This window comes from Bacillus cereus, assembly GCF_002577405.1.
Classification (GTDB): domain Bacteria; phylum Bacillota; class Bacilli; order Bacillales; family Bacillaceae_G; genus Bacillus_A; species Bacillus_A cereus_AU.
Genome location: NZ_NULR01000011.1, coordinates 24038 through 44715, shown reverse-complemented (window position 1 = coordinate 44715; position 20678 = coordinate 24038). Strand labels below are relative to the sequence as shown.

The window sequence follows — 20678 nt, the reverse complement described above, 5'->3', positions numbered from 1 at the left end:
CCATACAGATTTAGAATGAATTTTAATTAAAATAAAAATAGACTACTGTTCGATTTGAATATTCCACGATATAATAGTGAGAGTTTATGGCAGAATAAATATTTACATAAGAAGTGAGGTACTGTATGAAAAAACGAACGACAGACATTATTTTTATTATTATTGGTGCATTCCTTTTTGCGCTAGGTGTGAATTTGTTTGTTATCCCGAACGAGTTCGGTGAGGGCGGGGTAACAGGTATCACGATCATTACGTACTATTTATTTGAATGGTCACCAGGTTTAGTCAACTTAATTTTAAATGCGATTTTATTAATAGTTGGATACAAATTTTTGAATAAAATCACAACAATTTATACGATCATTGCTGTAGTTACTAACTCGCTATTTCTTCATTTGACAGAGGGCTGGTACATTACTTCGGATGAAATGCTTGTAAATGCCATTTTCGGCGGAATATTTGTAGGGTGTGGTATCGGTCTAATCATTCGCGTTGGCGGAACAACTGCAGGTACTACCATTTTAGCGAGAATGACGCATAAGTATTTAGGTTGGAGCATTAGCTATGGTCTATTGTTCTTCGATTTAATCGTTGCGTTCTCATCTTATTTCATCATTGGTGCAGAAAAACTAATGCTGACAATTATTATGCTATATGTAGGAACGAAAGTAATGGAATTTGTAATTGAAGGTTTGAATCCGAAAAAGGCTATTACGATTATTTCTGATAACCCGAATGAAATTGCCAAAAAGGTGACTACCTTAATGGACAGAGGGGTTACTGTGTACTCAGGTCATGGTTATTACACGAAAACTCCGAAGGAAATTCTTTATATTGTTATTAATAAGCAAGAAGTAGTGAAGCTAAAGCGGATTGTTCAAACTACGGATCCTACTGCTTTCATCGCTATACACGATGTTCGTGATGTGTTCGGAGAAGGATTTGTTGATATTACTAAGGCTTAATAAGAGTTAACAATTGTTTTTGATTAAAATAATCTTAATACTAAAATGTGAGAATCTATTTTGAATAATCTTTTTTCAAAATAGATTCTTTTTATTTATCGTAAAATGTTGGGTTGTAGGGGATTATGTATCAACTCTTATACAAAACAACTATTTTATAGTATTTTGTTTTTCTTTTTCTTGCAAAAAAACCAATTGTTTCTTAATGTAAGAATGTAGAAGGATGAACGAGAGAGGGTTTAATGAAGATGATACATATTTTATTAGCTGATGATGATAAGCATATTAGAGAGTTATTACATTACCATTTACAAAAAGAAGGGTTTAAAGTTTTTGAGGCTGAAGATGGAAAGGTAGCGCAAGGCGTGTTAGAGAAGGAAAATATTCATCTTGCGATAGTGGACATTATGATGCCGTTTGTGGATGGCTATACGTTATGTGAAGAAATCAGAAAGTATCATGATATACCGGTTATTTTATTAACTGCAAAAGATCAGTTAGTGGATAAAGAAAAAGGATTCCTTTCTGGTACGGATGATTATATTGTAAAACCATTTGAACCAGCTGAAGTGATATTCCGTATGAAAGCGTTATTGCGCCGTTATCAAATGCTGAGTGCTGATATTATTACGTTGCACGGAACGACAATTGATCGTAAAGGTGTTGAAGTAAAATGTAACGGTCAAACGATTTTGCTTCCATTAAAGGAATTTGAATTATTATCGCAACTTGCTAGTTATCCTGGAAGAACATTTTCAAGAGAAGAATTAATTGAGTTAGTGTGGGGAATAGATTTTGAAGGAGACGAACGAACAGTCGACGTTCATGTGAAGAGACTGAGAGATCGTTTCACAAAACGAACAGATGATTTTCAAATTAAAACAGTACGCGGACTCGGTTATAAGTTGGAGTTGAAATAAGATGAAATCATTATATTCTAGATTTGTTTTTATGACGGTTGGTATTATGCTACTGAGTAGTATTATCGGCTTTTTATTAACAAATGTGTACTATCAAGTAAAGCTAAAACCGTATAACAGTGAAAAGATTTTAACGTATGCTGAGGAAGTAAAATCATTATATGAAAAGCAAAGTGAAGAGAATAAAGAGGCATACTTACAGTCTATTGCAAAATTAGGATATGAAATTTATATTGTCGATGACCAAAAGAATGGAAGGCGTATCGGCAATGCGTTTCGTAAGACGACAATAAGTGATGATACTGTTCAGAAAGTATTGCATGGCGAAACGTTTAATGGCGTTTCCACATATCCGACTCGCCTATTTATTACAGGTTTCTTCGATAATGAATTAATTAATAGCGTCGGTGTACCAGTGCAACATGGTGATAAACAGTACGCTTTATTTATTCGTCCTGACATTCAGAACCAATTTGGCGAGATGCGAATTTTCTTAGCGGTATTACTTGTGTTTATCGTGCTATTAAGTATCATTTTTATAGCAATTGCAGCAGGTTATATCGTTCGTCCAATTCGAACATTTACGAAAGCGACTCAAAAGATTGCAAGTGGTGAATATGATATTGAATTAGATGAAAATCGAAAAGATGAAATTGGTACGCTAGCAACTAATTTTCAAAAGATGACGAAAAGTATTAAAGAATTAGATGAAATGAGACAAGAGTTCGTTTCTAACGTTTCTCATGAATTTCAATCACCGCTTTCTTCGATACAAGGTTTTTCGAAAACATTACAATCGGAGAATATGAGTGAAGAGGAAAGAAAACGTTACTTGAAAATTATTGAGGGCGAAAGTAAGCGGATGTCTAGTTTATGTAAACAGTTACTTACGCTAGCTTCTTTAGATAAAGAAGAGAAAGTATTACAGATCAAAGAATTCAATTTACAAAAGCAAATTAAAGACGTCATTTTTATGCTCGAATGGAAATGGCGTGAGAAAGATATCGCCGTTGAGTTTGATGTGCCGGACATTACAATACAAGGTGATGAAAACTTACTTCATCAAGTATGGAGTAATATTTTTACGAATAGTATTAAGTTCTCAAACGATGCTGGGACAATTGAGTTTGTTGTGGAAGAGTTAGAGTCCAGTATTGTAATTTCTATATCAGATAATGGAATCGGTATGGAGAAAGAAGAAATGGACCGTATTTTTGATCGTTTTTATAAAGTGGATACAGCAAGGGCAAGAAACGTAGAAGGTAGTGGCTTAGGATTATCGATCGTACAGAAAATCGTTGAACTGCATCAAGGAACCGTTTCGGTATATAGCAAGAAAGGGGAAGGGACGACCGTTCGGGTTGAGCTTCCGAAATAGATGTAAGGGAAGAGGCTGTTTTTGGAACAGCCTCTTCTTTTTTGTTCGTTAGTCTACGTGTAAAGTGAAAAAATGTGAGTCATTTTAATTACATAGTCGGACGAGTTTTATGGAGTGAGATTAGCAGGAAGTTTATTTGAAAATGTAGAATCCCTACAGAGTTATAAGGGTCTGATGAGAACTGTAACTATTTAGGGGGAGATTATTTTGAAACGAGTTGACTTGTTATTAAACGCACTAGATTCAACATTCGATAAAGAGAGTTGGTACGCACCGTTTAAACATGCTATAGAGGGACTTACAGCCGAACAGGCTATGTGGAAACCATCTGGAGAGGTAACGAATACCATTTGGGAGAACGTTAATCATCTCACTTATTACAAAGAGCGACTTGCTGCAAACTTGGAAGGTCGTGAATGGACAAATAATCTCGATGGTGGTGAAACCTTCTATCTTACCAATCAATCTAATGATGAGAAAGAATGGAAGAAAGTCGTTGAACGTTCTGAAAATGCTCAACGTAATTTAAGACAGGTGTTGAGTGCAATTTCTGAAAAAGAGCTTGAGCAAAATTCACTTGAGGGGAAATTATTGGACATCATGCTTCATGATGCTTATCATACGGGCCAAATTATTCAATTAAGGAAAATGCAGGGGGCATGGCCAGCAAATCGTTGATAGAACGTTCTAGTTCGTTCTATTAAAGAGCGTTATTATTGAATAAAACTTACATCCGAGCATAACCCCGTTCTAAATTTAGAACGGGGTTATGTTTGTTTGCTATAAAGCCGCACCTTTCCCACGTTCTTCCTTAAACCGCACTCCAAAAGTATCTGCTGTAATTTCATCAGCTTTCGGCAATGCCCGTAATTTCGGATGAAGTAACCATACGAGAGAAATAAATAAAATCCCGATGCTAGCGAGCGCGAAAATGAGTTGGCTACTAAATACGTTCGCAGTGTATCCGCCAATTAAAGAACCAAGCGGCATCGCAATTGTACCCATACTTCGCATGACAGAGTTGATGCGTCCAATATATTGATTTGGAATTACAATTTGACTAATTGTCGCAAATAATATGTTGGTCGCACCAATTGGTATCCAAGCTATGCCGAATAAGAAAATGGATAACCATTGAAACGGTACAACCGTAGAGAGAAACCAAAAGAAAGCGCCTGCTGCAAAGCTAATAATGGAAACACGGCCAACATGACGTTTACCAACCCATGAACTGAATAATGCTCCAATTAAACTACCAGCTGATATAGCGGCTAAATAGAAACCATATAATTTCACACCGCCTAAAGAATCAGCGAAAGAAGGGAGTATTGCCATCGTCATACCGATTGAAAAATTAGCGACAACTGAACCAATTAAGAAGACGCCCATTAAGGAACGAAAGACGATTGAAAAACCTTCTTTTAAATCAGAGAAATATTGCTTAGTTGAAAGTGCCGCACCTGTTTCGGTTTGTTTCGGCATTTTTAATGAAAAGAACAAAAGGGCAGTAATCGCAAATGTAAAGGAGTCGATCACATATAAAGTAATTGCGCCAAATAGTGCTACTAATATTCCAGAAAGAGTCGTACAAATTAAATCAATACCTTGATATGCAAATGAAAAGAGTGAGTTTCCTTTTAATAATTGTGTTTTATGCAGTAGAAGTGGTAAAGCTTTCGATTGTGCGGGATAGGCGAATTGTTCGATAAAGGCTACGATGGGCATAATGATGAGTAGTAGTTGGACTGTTAATAGGTCGAAGTAGTATGTAATTGGAATGATTAAAATAAGAATGCATTGCAAAACTTGTGTGATAACGAGGGTGTTTTTAATTGGCCACCTATCAACGAATGGACCAGTAAGAAATTGAAGTGCTGAAGGTAATAATGTAAGGAAACCAGCTAATCCAGAATAAAAAGGATTACCACTCAGCTTATATACGAGCCACATAGCCGCTACGTAATACAAACTATCTCCTATGTTTGTAAAAATTCTCCCTAAAAATAATAAGAGGAAATTCCTGTTTTTTAATACGTCCACTTTATCTACTCCTTTATAAAAATTTTAATCGGTAAAATAAAATTGACCGTTTATGTAAAAAAAAATCGAATTACGATTTTTCTTCTTTTTTCACAAACCGCTGCATTGCTTTTTCATCGATTTGTAGTGCAGTAGTTGAAATGTAGTAGGATTTACTATTTGGATCTTTTTCCGCGTCTTTTGTGATCTCATCTAATTCATACATTAATTCATAAAATTTTTTCACCCACACTTGAAATTGTTCTGGCGTGGCATCAAACTCCCAGCAGGATGAAACGTAATTCCACTCAGCTGGGTCTTCGCTTATTTTTCGTAATGTAAAAGCTTCTTCTGGTGCAGCGAGAATATGGCTTTTCGTTGTCTCCGTCATTTGTAAAAAGATTTGGCGACTTGATTCACTTAATATTTCTAGATGAGGTAATAACTCTGCGGCAGGGGTAAAGCCTCTAGCGACAGATTGATAAAATTTTTGAACGATGCCATTTTTTTCTTCTGTATATACGATTTCTATAAAACCATTCTTCTCTAATTCTTTTAAATGATAATGAATTTTCGCCCTTGAAATGCCGAATTTCTCAGATAGTAATTGTCCTGTATAAGGACGTTCACATAGACGCATCATCATTTCGACACGTAGTGGATCGCTTATTGCTTTTAGTTGGCTATAAGTAGTGAGTGTTAACATGGGCTTCAAAATGATCAACTCCTTAAATAAAATTACTCGGTCAATATTATTTGACTGAATTGTATCAAGGATTCTATTTGTTTTCAATACTTTCAGAAAATTTAATCTTTATTTTTTGATCTTCTGTTCATCTTCCGTTCATATTTCTTTTTTATTATAAGTGCATAGAAAGTAAGAGAAAGGAGCGAGCGAAATGTTTTTAGCTCTGCGTGAATTAAAACAATCAAAATTAAGATACGGATTAATCGGACTTATTATGGTGTTATTATCATTTTTAGTCCTTGTGATTTCAGGATTAGCAAATGGATTATCATATGATAATGCTTCATCGATTCAAAATATGGAGGCAAATAAGTTCGTTTTAGCAGATGATGCGGAAAATAAATTACTTCGTTCACAAATTAAGCAAGATGAGGTAGATAACGTAGTAAATCAAGTAGGCGAGAAAGAGGCCGTTCCGTTTCGTGTGAAAAATTCAACTTATGAAAAGAAAGGTAGTTCGAAAAAAGTTGATGTTGCTATTTTCTCAAGTGAACGCGATTCATTTTTAGAACCGAAAATTGTAGAAGGTGAGAAATTAGGTACAGCAAACAACGAAATGGTTGCTGATGAATCAATTAAAGAAAAAGGAATCGATATTGGGGATACAATTATTGATCCTGTTTCAAAGAAAGAATTTAAAATCGTTGGATTTACGAAAAATCAAATGTTTAGCCATACACCAGTCGTTTATGTAAATGAAGACGTATGGAGCGCTATTTCACAACCAAACCAAAAAGATTATAGTGCAATTGCACTTAATACAGATAAAGAAATTAAAAATGCACATGTTATCGACAAAAAAGAAGTATTACAAAGTATTCCAGGATTTAAAGAAGAACAAGGAACATTAACGATGATCATTGCGTTCTTACTTGTTATCGCTGCGTTACTAATTGGCGTATTCTTCTACGTAATTACATTACAAAAAACACAGCAATTAGGTGTATTAAAGGCAATTGGTACAAAGAACACTTATTTAGCAAATAGCTTAGTTGTACAGGCGTTATTCTTATCAGTTGTGGCGATGATAATTAGCATCGTTCTTGTACAAGGATTAGAACAAATTTTACCAGCAGGTATGCCATTCTTATTAACAACACCGATGATTGCACAATATGCAGCAATCTTTATCGTAATTAGTATTTTAGGAACACTTATTTCGTTATATCAAGTATTAAAAGTTGATGCATTAGAAGCAATTGGAGGCGGGATGTAATGACTTCATTATTAAAATTAGACAATGTAAGTAAAGTGTACGGAGAAGGGAATACTGAAGTAACAGCCCTTCATCCGATATCGCTTGATGTGAAAGCTGGAGAGTTTATCGGAATCGTCGGTCCTTCTGGATCAGGGAAAAGTACGTTATTATCAATCGCGGGTGCATTACTCTCACCATCAAAAGGGGATATTTACATTCGTGAGCAAAATATTACGAAGTTATCAGAAAAGGAAATGACAGACATTCGTTTGAAAAAAATCGGCTTCATTTTCCAATTCGCAAATCTCGTTCCATATTTAAATGTAAAAGAGCAATTACTATACATTGCAAAGCTTAAAAAAGATAACAAACAAGAATCTGAACAGCGTGCGAATCACTTATTAGCAGCATTTGGATTAGGAGAAAGAAAAAATCATTATCCAAATCAACTATCTGGTGGGGAAAAACAAAGGGTCGCAATCGCTCGTGCGTTCATGAACAACCCAGATTTAATATTAGCAGATGAACCAACGGCAAGCTTAGACTCAAAACGCGCACGTGAAGTCGTAGAAATGATGAAACGTGAAGTGAAAGAAAGTCAAAAAGCAGCAATTATGATTACACATGATGAAAGAATGCTTGATGTATGTGATCGTATATTGACGCTTAGAGATGGACAGTTAATACAAAATTAAACAATGAAAAAGGACAACAGTATATATAAACGCTGTTGTCCTTTTTATTAATAATTTAAGATAGTTATAATAGCATTATTTTGAGAATAACGTTTTAATTTTATTGCGTGTTACTAATAAAAGTCCACCTAGAATAGATAACATTCCTAAAGCCATATTACTTGATTGCTCACTACCAGCGTTAGGAAGTTCTCTAGCATTGTTTTTTGCTGGAACAGTAGTATTGTTATTATCCGCTGTCGTTGGTTTAGGTTGTGATACTTCAGTAATTTTGTTATCTACATTTTGCTGCGTTGTATGTAACTCAGCTAAATTGTCATCAATTTTTTTCTCAGTATGTTTAAAATCGTTTATTTTAATGTCTAAGTCTAGCTTTTTCTGTGTTAAATCATCTGAAACAGTTTGTTTAGATTGCTTAATTTCATTTAATTTATTTTCTAAGTCTTGTCTCGCTTTTTGTAACTCAGCAAGTTTATTTTGTACATCTTGTTTAGCTAGTTCTAAGTTAGCGGAAAGACTATCTAAATTACCTTTAATTTTCTTCAGTTCTTCTAACGTGTTACCAGTATTCGGCTTATTTTCTTTTAACTCAGCAAGTTTATCCTCAGCAGTTTGTTTCGCCTTCTTTAACTCAGCTAATGTTTCATCCGCATGTTTTTTTACTTCCTTCAGTTCAGTAACCTTCTGATCGATGTTCTCTTTATGTTGCTTTATTTCATTCACTTTTTCATCGACAGTTTGTTTATGTTCTTTAATCTCATTAACCTTTGTATCGATAGCTTGTTTATGCTCTTTAACTTCAGCAATTTTCTCATCGGCGATTTGTTTGTCTTGCTGAAGCTTTGCATCTAACTCTTGTTTATGTTGTTTAATTTCGTTGATTTTTTCATCAGCAACTTGTTTATGTTCATGTAGTTCATTCGCTTTTTCATCGACAGTTTGCTTAACTTGGTTAAGTTCTTGTAACGTTTGATCCACATTTTCTTTGTGCTGCTGCAACTTTGCATCTACCTCTTGTTTATGTTGCTTAATTTCAGCTAATCGATCTCCTGCGCTTTGCTGAGGAGTAGCCTCATTTACTTCCGCATGAGCCGAGTTTGCGCCAGCAATCATTGCTAAAGCTAGTGTAGACGCAGCGATTGTTTGTTTTGTTTTCATATTTTGTACCTCTTTCCTATGGATGAATTCCATTGTGTAAAATTGAGCATATAAAAGCAGATTATTATATCATTATATACCATGTTCGGCGCTTAGAGGAATTATTTGCATAATAATCTATCATTATGTAATGTTTAAAATCTATTATTTAGGGGGAGGGGATGAACCTTCAGCGAGATGAACAATTTCTTCTATAGTAGAATTTACATCCTTACTGTCGTGAATAACAAACAAATAATCAGCTTCATTTTCTACAGGGTCTACTACATCTTCATGCAGTGATTCAGCTTGTTGGCGATGGAGTACTTCTTTGAAGCTAGAATAGTTACCCCTAAAAATAGTTGTGCTTCGTTTACTACGAGCCACTCTTTCATAAATAACATCACTAGGGATGTCAAAATGTACTAATATACGTACATATTCGTTTTGTGGAAATACTTCGTTTAGTAAATATAATCTCCCGCTTTTACTGCGATTGGAGTTACAAATAATAAGATGTAAATTTGTATATTCTTTTGCATAATCAACAATGAATTTAGAAAGTCTGTGTTTTAATGTATTCGGTCCATCTGTTGGCTGCAATTTTTCATAATACGTGTTAATAAATTCAGCTTGGTTATCTTGATCCATAATGAAAGAGTGTGGTAACTCTTTTTCTAGTTCCTTTGCAAATGTAGTTTTTCCGCTGTGGGTTTTTCCTACTGTAATGATTACGAACCTTTTCATAATGACCTCCATTTGTATTGTTTTCATCAGGAATATTCGGTGAAAATCGAAATATTCCTGCTAGGGAATACACAAATTGTTGGAGTAATAGCGAGCTGGAAACTTGACAAAAAAACTTATTTATGCTATAATTTACCAATACAAAAATAGCGTGTATAATAGGGTTCTCCTGGCCAGGGGAACCCTATTTTTGTTGTGAAAATGAAGGAGTGTATGTGCGTGAAAAAAGGTGAAGCAAGTATAACGTCGTTAGTATCAGCTTTTGGAAGGGCGTATCATAGTGAGTTTGATAGTCCTAAAATTTTTGACGATTATATCGCCAAAGAGTTCATTTCACAAAAAGAACGTCATGATATTGAAACGAACATGGTTCAAGGGATACATTTTTTCAATAAAGACATTGCACAGCAGTTTCAAAACAATCCGAAAGAAATATTAAAATGGATTACACAAGTGCAGTTATCACCAACACCGTTAGCACGTGCAGCATATTGTGAAAGAGTATTACTACATGAAATGACACTGGGAGCAAAGCAATACGTCATACTGGGGGCGGGCTTAGACACGTTCAGTTTTAGACACCCAGAATTAGAAAATAAAATAGAAATATTTGAAGTAGATCATCCTTCTACGCAACGGTTTAAGCAGGAAAGAATAAAAGAAGCAAAACTTGAAGTTCCAAATCACCTTCATTTTGTTTCAATGGATTTTACGAAAGGATTTTCCTATGAACAGTTACGTAATGAAGGGTTCGAAAAGAAAAAAACTTTCTTTAGCCTTTTAGGTGTTACGTACTATTTAAAGAAAGAGGAACTTGCTAGTTTAATAGAATGTTTATTCGAGATGGTTCCAGAGGGGAGTTCTATCGTTTTCGATTATCCCGATGAAAACTTATTTACGGAAAAGGGATTGTCCAATCGAGTTGAAAACATGGTGAAAATGGCTGCGGTAGGCGGAGAACCGATGAAGTCATGTTATTCTTATCGCGAAATGGAAGGATTGTTAGAGAAGTCGGGCTTACTCATTTATGAGCATTTATCACCAGAGGACATAAATACATTATATTTTGAAGGAAGAAATGATTATTTGAAAGCTTTTGAGACGGTGCAGTATGTGCATGCGGTGAAGAAGTAGATAATTAATATTGTGAATTTTTAGGAGGAACAATTGGGATATTTTAAGAAAGAAGAGATTTTGTCTTTTTATTGTATATACGAATCAGTTTACTTTAATAGGTAGATTAAAATAAACTATAATATGATTAGCACTGGATTTCTTAATAAGGGGGTTTTTAAATGACGCCAGAACAAATTGTTAGAAAGTTTTTTGAAGAAGTACGTTCAGGAAATAATCCTGATTATTCAAATCAATTAATGGCAGAAAAAGTATTGGCACATCAAATTGTATCTGAAGAAGAACAAACAGTTTGCAGAACACCTGAAGATTATGCGGAACATGTAAGAGAGATGATTGAAGTATATGGTAATTTTTCTTTAGAAATTCAAGAATTTTTAGAACAAGGAAGTAAAGTATATGTACGTTGGAAACAAGTAGGTATGCATGTAGGAGAAATCGATGGATATCAACCTACAGGACTCCCAATCATTCAAATGGCAAGTGCAGTGTATAGAGTAGAAGATGGAAAAATTGCAGAGTATTGGATTCAAATTGATAGGTCAGGAATTCAAAACCAATTAGAGCGCAATAAAAATATACAGTAGTTAACTTTTAAAGTTACAAGTAGGCATGGGGAGAAATCTCTGTGTCTTTTTTTATAGGAAATAAGGAAAAGAGATGTAGTGATGGAAAGTATAATGTTATCAAACGACTACATGATGATAACGTTACATTGCTATAAATTTAAGGTTTTACACTAAAAAAACGCTATTCTTTCTATGATTCTACAGAAAGAATAGCGTATTCCTGCGAAGAGATGGACATATAGCGGGATCCCATATATACTGGTCAATTTACATTTGACAAAATTAATATTTAAGTGTGCGTAACCATATGTCTCTTTTTTTGTTCGCTATGAAAATTAGTTCTTTATTTCCATAAACTCCAACAAATCGTCCAAAACTTCTTGTTGATTCTGCCAGAGTTCAGGCAAGTTATCTAAGGGGAAAAACTTTAGTTGTAAGCTTTCTTCGTTATCAGTATGTAATATTCCATGAAAATCTCTGCAAATATAAGTCAATTTCACTAAGGAAACTTGATCACCGTTTGATAGAGTTCTTTCGTATTTTTTTCCGGAATACACATTAAAGAATTCAAGTTTTCCTAGTTTTAAACCAGTTTCTTCAAATACTTCTCTCCTTGCTGTATCTTCAACTGTTTCGCCGAATTCCATAAAGCCGCCAGGGTGTCCCCACTTCCCATTATCAGATCGTAATTGCAGAAGTACTTCATTCTTTTCGTTCAATACAAAACAACCTGCAACTACCATAATTACTTTTTCATGTCCAACCATATTTCTTAAATAACTTATATAATCCATGTGTTTCAGCTCCAATATGAATTTATATTCATTATAAATAATTTCATAGAAATTTGTTTTGTTCATTGCAATACCAATTGTAACATACAATTTACTCCATGCTATCCCTCGATTACCTTAATTGTACCATGAGCAAGGACAAGGAGTAACCGTACTCTTATAAAGGAATCTCTATTTTTGTTTTATGTATTTTTATAAAAGTAACAGATTTAACTTTGCATGTAGCAACAGTAGAAATTTAATTATGTATAGAATTGATAAATCGCTCTTTTTAGAATTTTCTTAAAGTAATTTTGACGTACTACTTTTTTCATTATAAAATAATATTCGGACAACCAAATTTAACCAAAAACATGTGAAAGCATATATCTTTCTAGCAGTTATATACTTAGATATGTCCTTTTTTGTAGTTCTAAGGGGTAAGGGTTAACATGAAAGCTAAGAACTAAGTTGATGGATGTGCGACAAGCTGTCTAATGTTTGTTGAATCCGGCTATTTACATACGATGAAACTGTTTGAGATTTTATCTGAAGTGAGATTAACGATTGAAATGGTTATTGTACAGATGTAGTGCATGTTAGATTAAAACCCTAGGGCAGGGGCAATATAGGAGGAAGTTAAAATGGAAAAGGTTGAAATGTTTCAAGATTTTAATTTTAAGTTAGTGGTAATTGAAGCTTTATTAGATAAAGAGCCACTATTTCTAAAAGAATTGAAAGACTTAATAGATAAGCATACGAATAATTTTGAATGGTATGCAGGAGCTGGACCAATTGTTGAAATCAGAGATTTTTTAGAAGAGTTAACTTTAGAAATAAGTGATTTGGAAAAGGTTGAATCCCTTTGCTTTGATGGAGGGAATGAAATTTATCATATTTTAAAACCTGATTGGGATGGCGAAGACAGTTTATTTGATGTTATATCTGTTGAAGGGTTTCAGAATCTGAAAAATTTAAAAACAGTGGAATATATTTCACTGTGCTATCCAAAAGTATTAGAACCATTAAAACAAGCTGGAATAGAAATTGAGGATTAATGAGAGGCAAGTTATGTACGAATGGAGGATATTATGATAACAATCGATAGAAATGGTGAAGCCTACTGGAATAAAACTGTTGATTTAGGCATTTTAGGTAAATTCAATAGCATTTTTATAGATTTAGATGGATGCGATATAACAGGGGCGACGGATACTATGCCTCAAGAAGAGAAGATAGAAAAGGCTACAAAATATTATGGTAATAGATTCAAAGAGTTAGAAACAAATGTGGGGTTTATAAATGAGCAATTTCTAATGTGGGTTATAACGCACTTATGTGACATAGAATATCCATTTTGGGAATTTGGTGATGAAAATGAAAGTAGTGAAGATTATCCAGATTATATAGTAAAAGAAGAAATAAAAAAATTCGAAGATAAAAATGGACAATTGCAACATGATCCGTATAGTCCAAGTCCGATTTATAGAGAAATTCAGGAATATAATGCATATAACAATGAAGATAATTTATCCAGCTATGAAATTATAACAAAATATTTACCAGTTCTTGATTTCAAAAAACTTGTAGATACAATTAGAGCTAATAGTATAAATACATTTGAAGATAACATAAACTTTCAAGTGAGTAGTGAGGTTTGTGGCGGAATGTTACTTTGTGCTACTTACGGAACAATCTATGCTAATAATGAGTTAGAAGTTACGCATAACTGTTAATATAAAGATTGCTGATAGGGATATCGCTACACATCCATTAACTTTAAAATATTAACTACCTAAGAGTAAAAAACGCTATTCTTACGAAAAGAATAGCGTTTTTTACTTATTTAAATATGATTTCATCTGAATTTAATGGAGAGAATTTAAAATGGTAAAGTACTTTATTGAAATTGTGTAAAGGAAATTAAAACACAACATATTAAGCGAGGTGATTTATCGTATAAATTTACATTCAGTTAATATTAGTAGGTTAATAGAAAAATTAGTGTTACTTGTTAAATGGGGCGTGTAAAAAAGACAAAATCCCTTAAAAAACACTTCATTTTTTAACCAATCAATCTTTACAATCTCCGCCTATAATGTGAATTGGACAAGCATCTAAGAGAAAGCAGAACATGTCAGTTTGAACATTCTACTATTAGGGGGAGAATTTGTATGAAAAAGGCAGTTGCTTCATTAGCTGTTATGACGGCGTTATTACCGACATTTTCAGCACATGCGGAAGGGAAAGAGCAAATTCGAAAATCAGCTACAACTTTTAACGTTATTAGTGATATCCAAGGGGATTTAGGGGATTTTGATCATGTGTTAAAAGATATGAACAAAGTGACGCCACTCTCTAGAGCACTTATTATGAATGGGGATATAACGTCAACTGGACAGCAGTCACAATATGATGATGTTAAGCGTGTGTTAAACAAAAATAAACTCCCGGGAAATGTATGGTCCACAGTTGGGAATCATGAGTTTTACGCTGGTAAATGGACGGCGGATGGGCAACTTTCTCAAAGTACATGGCCAAATGGTGTTACTGAGGAAACACTATTTAACCGCTACCTGAAATTTAGTGGGCAAGAAAAGGTATATCATAAAAAAGAATTAGACGGTTATCCGCTTCTATTTTTAGGAACTGAAAAATATATGAAATACCACGACTCAAAAATGTGGGACGAAGTATATATGAGTGATGAGCAACTAGGTTGGTTAAAACAAAATTTAGAGGAGTACAGCCAAAAAGATAAAAATAAGCCAATTTTCATTTTCTCTCATCACGTTTTACCTGATACTGTGTCTGGATCAAGACAATCACCATATTTACAAGACTATTTAAACGTCGATAAATTGTACGATATATTAAAAGACTATCCGCAGGTCGTTTTCTTTACGAGTCATACGCATTGGGATTTAAACTTACCAGACTGGGCTGGTAAAAAGAAAATTGCAGGCGGAGATGAAAAAGGATTTACAGTTGTAAATACGGGCGGAATTGAAACTGGCTGGATGTCGGCTGGACCGAATGGCGGAGAGAAAACTGCTCCGGATGGATATTCATTTAAACAAGGATTACAAATCAAAGCATACGGTAACGATGTAGTAGTAACAGCTTACGATTATAAACGTGATAAGGATATTAAGAAACTATTAATTAGCGATTCGAAAATTGCACAAATGGCACCAAATGTTACAGCAGATGACAGTAAAAACGTAATCGTCGGTGCAACAGAATACATGGAGTACTCTATAGAAGGAACGAATGAGTGGCATACGTACAATTCAGGAAATCCTCCGAAATTTGATGGGGACAAAATCGTTTACGTCCGTCATAAAGGAGAAATGAATTTACAGCCGGGATTAACACAGCTACTTCGTTTTTCGGTAAATAAGTAATAGGAAGAGGGCCCATCTAATGAGATAGGGCTCTTTTTGTTTTATCGTATTTGTCGGTAAATCGACATTTTATGTCGAATCGTTGATATATTCCAAGTTATGAACGATATATTGAAAAAATCGTTCATGTAAATTTCATGTACCGTATTGAAGTTAAAATCATTCATGTAATTGCATTTACCGAACTGACATTCAATACATTTTCAATTCAGAAAGATGACTTCATCATTTTTCCATGTAATAATAGTATCGTTACATATATTGTGAAAGAAGTACAAAAGGAGCGTCATTGATGAATTTAGCTAAATTCCCGAGAAAAAAATATACAGAGTCATATACACCAATTGAAAAGTTAAACAACTTTTCTGAAGCACTTGGTGGCCCAACTATTTATTTTAAACGAGATGATTTACTTGGTTTAACAGCTGGTGGTAATAAGACGAGAAAGTTAGAGTTTCTAGTTGCGGACGCACAGGAAAAAGGTGCAGATACGTTAATTACAGCAGGCGGTATTCAGTCTAACCATTGCCGTTTAACTCTTGCGGCTGCGGTAAAAGAAAAAATGAAATGTATCCTTGTATTAGAGGAAGGACTTGAGCCAGAAGAGAAGCGAGACTTTAACGGTAACTATTTCTTATATCACTTATTAGGTGCTGAAAACGTAATTGTTGTACCGAACGGAGCAGACCTGATGGAAGAGATGCAAAAAGTAGCGAACGAAGTGAGTGAAAAGGGTAATACACCATATGTAATACCAGTTGGTGGATCGAATCCTACTGGCGCAATGGGATACGTTGCTTGTGCGCAAGAAATTATGGCGCAATCATTTGAACAAGGAATTGATTTCAGTTCAGTTGTTTGCGTAAGCGGTAGCGCTGGTATGCACGCTGGTTTAATTACTGGTTTTTCCGGAACGCAAAGCCAGATTCCTGTAATCGTAATTAACGTAAGTAGAGGAAAAGCGGAGCAAGAAGAGAAAGTAGCAAAACTTGTAGATGAAACTTCAGCTCACGTTGGTATTCCAAACTTTATTTCACGTGACGCTGTTACATGTTTTGATGAATATGTAGGACCTGGTTACGCGTTACCAACAGCGGAAATGGTAGAAGCAGTTCAGTTACTTGCGAAAACTGAAGGTATTTTACTTGATCCAGTGTACACAGGTAAAGCAGTAGCGGGACTAATCGACTTAATTAGAAAAGGTAAATTTAATAAAGAAGACAACATTTTATTCGTACATTCAGGTGGCTCGCCAGCTTTATATGTGAATACTTCTCTATTTGCGTAAGCGTGAAAAAGCATTGGGTATCCAATGCTTTTTTTATATAATGGAATTATCAGGAAGTGGGAGGGGAGATTATATGAGTTCAAATTTGAAATGGATCATATATACGGTACTCAGCATTTCTATTCTATTAATTTTATTTGTAGCCTATGGAGTTTATTTGTCTTTCACATTTTAAAAGAAAGATCAGAATGGAAGTGAACTTTTATATACACTAAAGGCGGAGAACGATATGCGAATTAGAAAATTATTTTTAGTCTTCATTATGATTTGTTTATTTGAAGTAACCGGCTGTTCAAATATACTAGGAAATGAAGAACAAAGAATCGAAGTGCAAAAACGTGTTGATAGTGATACATATGAAGATTTGAAGGTAGTTACAGAAAATAAGCAAGTTCGGCAAGTAAAGAAAATATTAAATGATACTCATTTTGAAAATAGAAAAGTGGACATGTCTCGTTTACCAGATTACCGATTTATTTTTCAGTTTGAAAATCCGAAAATAGAGGCGAAAGCTGTGGTATATAATATTTGGATTAGCCCTAATAAGGATAAAGTGGAAATAATGGCGGGGGATAATCGGTATGCTCAATTAACAGAAAAAAACGCAGCCGTTTTGGTTGAGATTATTACTGATGAGAAATTATTTGAATAACAGTATATGGAACTTAACTTTTTGGCTTCCTCCGGGAAAAAAATATATACGACAAATTATGACAAAGGAATACATATACTTTTGTTATACTATGAAAGTTATTGATTTGTAATGTATATATAGGAGGATTTTTTAATGTTAAAGAAATTGTTATTATTTGTACTTATGAGCTTGTGTGTAGTTGCTTTAAGTGCTTGTAAAGGTGATGAAGAAAAATTAAAAGCAGCAACAGATGAGCAAAAAATAGATGAGGAAAAAATGGATGAAGGTAAAAAAGTAGCAGAGGAAGAAAAACGTAAGCNNCAACAAAGAGTAGAGGAAGAGAAGCGTAAGCAAGAAGAGCAACAAAGAATAGAGGAAGAGAAGCGTAAGCAAGCAGAACAGCAAAGAGTAGAGGAAGAAAAACGTAAACAAGAAGAGCAGAAGGTTCAGCAACAGCAGTCAATGCAACAAGCGAGCACACAAAAACAAGAAAAAACAACACAAGCAACAGGTGGGAAACCAACAAGATCACAAATTTCAGTTGGTTCACATGTAGTTATTCAATTGGATAATGACTATAGTAAAACTGTAAGCGGTGTTGTGAAAGATATTTTAACAAATAGTGAAACACATCCGTACGGAATTAAAGTTCGATTACAAGATGGGCAAATTGGTCGTGTTCAAAGTGTGAATTAATGAAAAAATATATACTATTCTCCTTTTTTATCCCGCTATTTGCGGGCAGTCCGATTGGTGAAAGCAAATAATTGGTGGGGGATGGAGAAGACATCCACTGATTAAATTTTCACTTTATGTATCAATCTATTAAAAATCTAAAATTTATCAATTTAATGCGATAAAATCTAGTAAAAAATAATGAAATTTCAGAGGAAATCAGGTACACTAGTCAATGGTTTTGGTTTAAAATCGATTGACGTTAATGTATACGGGGGAAAGATTGATGAACAACAATCAAGTAAATGAATCAGTTGAAGAAGTGGATAAGAAACGGGTAAGATCAAGAAAACGTTTTACAAATTGGAAGCTAATCGCAGCGGGTATTGGTATAATTGCACTTCTCATTGGGGGAATGAGTTATTATCAGGCAACGCATTTCAATTCAAATGTTATGATTAACGACACAAAAGTCGGTGGTCTGAGTGCTGATCAGGCAATGCAGAAATTAAAAACTTCTGGACTAGCAAATAAAGTCTATGTCGATCAACAGCAAATTTTAGATGAAAAAGATACAAAAACGGAACTTACGGAAAAAGATTTGCCGCAAGTTGAGAAACTATTAAAAAGCCAGTGGACATTTTTCCCTTCTGCAAAGGAAAAAAATTATTCATTGCTACCAGAAGAGGCAGATCAGTATCGTAGTGAAACGATGAAAAAACTTGTAGAAGAAAAGCTCATCTCTATGAATAAAGAATTAAAAGCGCCTCAAGATGCTATGGCGAAGCTTGAACAGGGAAAAGTTGTTATCTCGAAAAGCGTTGAAGGAAAACAGTATGACGTTACTAGTCTACTGAAAGATTACGACAAGCAGAAATATAAAAGCGAAATTCATTTGAAGTCTGCATACATACAGCCTATTAAAGAAGACGATCCGATTATCAAAAAAGAAGAGAAAGCACTACAGAATCTTCTTGGGCAGTCCGTTGAATATAAAGTGCAGAATGAAGTGTATCCTTTAAAAGCGAAAGATTTAATTCAAAATGCATCCATGTCAAAGGATATGAAAGTTACAATCGATGCGAGCGATATTAAGAAAAAGATTGCTGAAATTAATAATGCGAAATCGACATTAAATAAAGACTTCGCTTTTAAAACACATTCTGGTTCGGTCATATCAGTAAAAGGACAAGGATACGGCTGGGCATTAGATGTTGAAAAAGAGACAAAACAAGTTGGGCAAGCCTTTGAGAAAGGCGAAAAATCGCTATCTGCTTCTAATATTCACGGGAATGGCTGGGATAAAGAAGGTATCGGTTATGAAACAACATCGAATAATGGCATCGGAGATACGTATGCAGAAGTTTCGATTGCAGATCAACAAATTTGGATTTATAAAGATGGGAAATTAGTCGTTACAACAAATGTAGTAACTGGTAAACATAGCACAGGTGAAGATACATCACCAGGTGTGTGGTACGTCCTATACAAACGAACACCATACACGCTAAGAGGTAGCGCAGTAGGGAAAGCTGATTATGCAGTTCAAGTAGATTACTGGGTTCCATTCACAAATAGCGGTCAAGGATTCCATGATGCCGGCTGGCGAAAAGACTGGGCAAATAATGCCTATTTAACAGGAGGATCAGGTGGGTGTGTTAACCTTCTTCCTAATGTTGCAAAAACTGTTTATGATAGTTTGAGCACGTATGATCCAGTTATCGTGTACTAGAAAATAGCTACGTATCAATAACTTAAACGAATAAACAAAGCAGGAAATCTTACCTGATGGTACATGAAAAAACACCTCTTGCATTCGCATACTAAGTGCAAATGCAATAGAGGTGTTTTTGTTTGAAGACAACAGTTTATTGCTTATAAGAAACAAAGTGGCAAGAGATTGAGATGAAAAAATAAGTGTTCAAATAGTCAATAATAATCGATAATGAATATCGCATATTTTAAAAAACTCCTAACAAAATTTGTTAGGAGTTTTTTCATGTTTCTACTCTACTATTTTAAAAGTGGGACCACTACATTGCTATCAAGCTAACAAAACAAAATAGCATCTAATATGAAAAAATACGCTATTCTTTCTGAAGAATCATAGGAAAGGAGTACTTGATATATCACCGCTATAAAAGTATCGGTCCAATCCAAGTGTATAGTTGTGACGTGTTGAATTCAAACTTGATACCTTAGATTCACAGGTTTTTCTCCAGTCGTGCGAATTTGATTACGTATAATTACATCACAACTTGTCATTGTAACTTTGTTATCTTGCTGTTACATTCCAAAATGCGTACAACAGCGTACCTTCAAGGTTATACTGAGTCTGGAGGTGATTCAAAGTGACATACGATCGGAAAATGAATTCGAAACAAACTAATT

Annotated in this window: 20 protein-coding genes; 15 read left to right on the top strand and 5 right to left on the bottom strand. The window is 34.4% G+C overall.

Translation table 11 applies throughout. The features are described 5' to 3' along the window. Nucleotides 1–125: 125 nt before the first annotated feature. The 4 genes from COC96_RS14545 to COC96_RS14530 all read left to right on the top strand — a co-directional run bounded on the left by COC96_RS14545 (nt 126) and on the right by COC96_RS14530 (nt 3941). The gene (locus COC96_RS14545) at nt 126–965 is read left to right on the top strand and encodes a YitT family protein (RefSeq protein WP_098267570.1); all 840 of its coding nucleotides are present in this window, start codon (nt 126–128) and stop codon (nt 963–965) included. Nucleotides 966–1207: 242 nt separating this feature from the next. After that, nucleotides 1208–1885, top strand: a complete 678-nt coding sequence (locus tag COC96_RS14540; RefSeq protein WP_098267571.1) for a response regulator transcription factor — start codon at nt 1208–1210, stop codon at nt 1883–1885. Nucleotide 1886: 1 nt separating this feature from the next. Then, a complete protein-coding gene (locus COC96_RS14535) occupies nt 1887–3263 on the top strand; it encodes a sensor histidine kinase (RefSeq protein ID WP_098267572.1) in 1377 nt (458 codons plus the stop codon). A gap of 207 nt (nt 3264–3470) precedes the next feature. Beyond that, a complete protein-coding gene (locus tag COC96_RS14530) occupies nt 3471–3941 on the top strand; it encodes a DinB family protein (RefSeq protein ID WP_098267573.1) in 471 nt (156 codons plus the stop codon). 102 nt (nt 3942–4043) lie between these two features. Here COC96_RS14530 and COC96_RS14525 read toward each other — a convergent pair whose 3' ends face one another. Then, nucleotides 4044–5303: an MFS transporter gene (locus COC96_RS14525; protein ID WP_098768970.1), complete on the bottom strand. Its 1260-nt coding sequence runs from the start codon at nt 5301–5303 to the stop codon at nt 4044–4046. Nucleotides 5304–5373: 70 nt separating this feature from the next. Next, nucleotides 5374–5997 (bottom strand): ArsR/SmtB family transcription factor, encoded by a 624-nt coding sequence (locus COC96_RS14520; protein WP_098267575.1) that lies wholly within the window; start codon nt 5995–5997, stop codon nt 5374–5376. A 184-nt stretch (nt 5998–6181) separates the two neighbouring features. Here COC96_RS14520 and COC96_RS14515 point away from each other — a divergent pair, with 184 nt between their 5' ends. Together COC96_RS14515 and COC96_RS14510 are read left to right on the top strand one after the other, a co-directional pair. Continuing rightward, on the top strand, nt 6182–7246 hold the full coding sequence (locus COC96_RS14515; RefSeq protein ID WP_098267576.1) for an ABC transporter permease: 1065 nt from the start codon (nt 6182–6184) through the stop codon (nt 7244–7246). After that, on the top strand, nt 7246–7923 hold the full coding sequence (locus COC96_RS14510; protein ID WP_098267577.1) for an ABC transporter ATP-binding protein: 678 nt from the start codon (nt 7246–7248) through the stop codon (nt 7921–7923). Before COC96_RS14515 ends, COC96_RS14510 begins: the two co-directional genes overlap by 1 nt. Nucleotides 7924–7998: 75 nt before the next feature. Here COC96_RS14510 and COC96_RS14505 read toward each other — a convergent pair whose 3' ends face one another. Continuing rightward, on the bottom strand, nt 7999–9081 hold the full coding sequence (locus tag COC96_RS14505; RefSeq protein WP_098768969.1) for an LPXTG cell wall anchor domain-containing protein: 1083 nt from the start codon (nt 9079–9081) through the stop codon (nt 7999–8001). A gap of 144 nt (nt 9082–9225) precedes the next feature. Continuing rightward, nucleotides 9226–9807, bottom strand: a complete 582-nt coding sequence (locus tag COC96_RS14500) for an AAA family ATPase (protein ID WP_098267578.1) — start codon at nt 9805–9807, stop codon at nt 9226–9228. Between the two features lie 213 nt (nt 9808–10020). Here COC96_RS14500 and COC96_RS14495 point away from each other — a divergent pair, with 213 nt between their 5' ends. Both COC96_RS14495 and COC96_RS14490 read left to right on the top strand, forming a co-directional pair. Continuing rightward, complete coding sequence (locus COC96_RS14495; protein ID WP_098768968.1) at nt 10021–10941, top strand: class I SAM-dependent methyltransferase; 921 nt, start codon at nt 10021–10023, stop codon at nt 10939–10941. 161 nt (nt 10942–11102) lie between these two features. Next, nucleotides 11103–11528, top strand: a complete 426-nt coding sequence (locus tag COC96_RS14490) for an ester cyclase (RefSeq protein ID WP_098768967.1) — start codon at nt 11103–11105, stop codon at nt 11526–11528. Nucleotides 11529–11845: 317 nt separating this feature from the next. Here the strand turns inward: COC96_RS14490 and COC96_RS14485 are convergent, their stop codons facing one another. Next, nucleotides 11846–12304, bottom strand: a complete 459-nt coding sequence (locus COC96_RS14485; RefSeq protein WP_098769023.1) for an NUDIX hydrolase — start codon at nt 12302–12304, stop codon at nt 11846–11848. A gap of 623 nt (nt 12305–12927) precedes the next feature. On the opposite strand from COC96_RS14485, the gene COC96_RS14480 reads away from it, so the two are divergent. The 7 genes from COC96_RS14480 to COC96_RS14440 all read left to right on the top strand — a co-directional run bounded on the left by COC96_RS14480 (nt 12928) and on the right by COC96_RS14440 (nt 20019). After that, nucleotides 12928–13341, top strand: a complete 414-nt coding sequence (locus tag COC96_RS14480; RefSeq protein ID WP_098768966.1) for a DUF6892 domain-containing protein — start codon at nt 12928–12930, stop codon at nt 13339–13341. Nucleotides 13342–13374: 33 nt separating this feature from the next. Next, entirely contained in the window at nt 13375–14019 is a 645-nt protein-coding gene (locus COC96_RS14475; RefSeq protein WP_098768965.1) for a hypothetical protein, read from the top strand. A 438-nt stretch (nt 14020–14457) separates the two neighbouring features. After that, a complete protein-coding gene (locus tag COC96_RS14470; protein ID WP_098768964.1) occupies nt 14458–15690 on the top strand; it encodes a DUF4073 domain-containing protein in 1233 nt (410 codons plus the stop codon). A gap of 292 nt (nt 15691–15982) precedes the next feature. After that, entirely contained in the window at nt 15983–16978 is a 996-nt protein-coding gene (locus COC96_RS14460) for a D-cysteine desulfhydrase (RefSeq protein ID WP_098768963.1), read from the top strand. A gap of 229 nt (nt 16979–17207) precedes the next feature. After that, nucleotides 17208–17630: a hypothetical protein gene (locus COC96_RS14450; protein ID WP_098768962.1), complete on the top strand. Its 423-nt coding sequence runs from the start codon at nt 17208–17210 to the stop codon at nt 17628–17630. A gap of 135 nt (nt 17631–17765) precedes the next feature. Next, on the top strand, nt 17766–18308 hold the full coding sequence (locus COC96_RS14445; RefSeq protein ID WP_098768961.1) for a YwbE family protein: 543 nt from the start codon (nt 17766–17768) through the stop codon (nt 18306–18308). A gap of 265 nt (nt 18309–18573) precedes the next feature. Beyond that, a complete protein-coding gene (locus tag COC96_RS14440) occupies nt 18574–20019 on the top strand; it encodes a L,D-transpeptidase family protein (protein ID WP_098768960.1) in 1446 nt (481 codons plus the stop codon). Nucleotides 20020–20678: the final 659 nt, after the last annotated feature.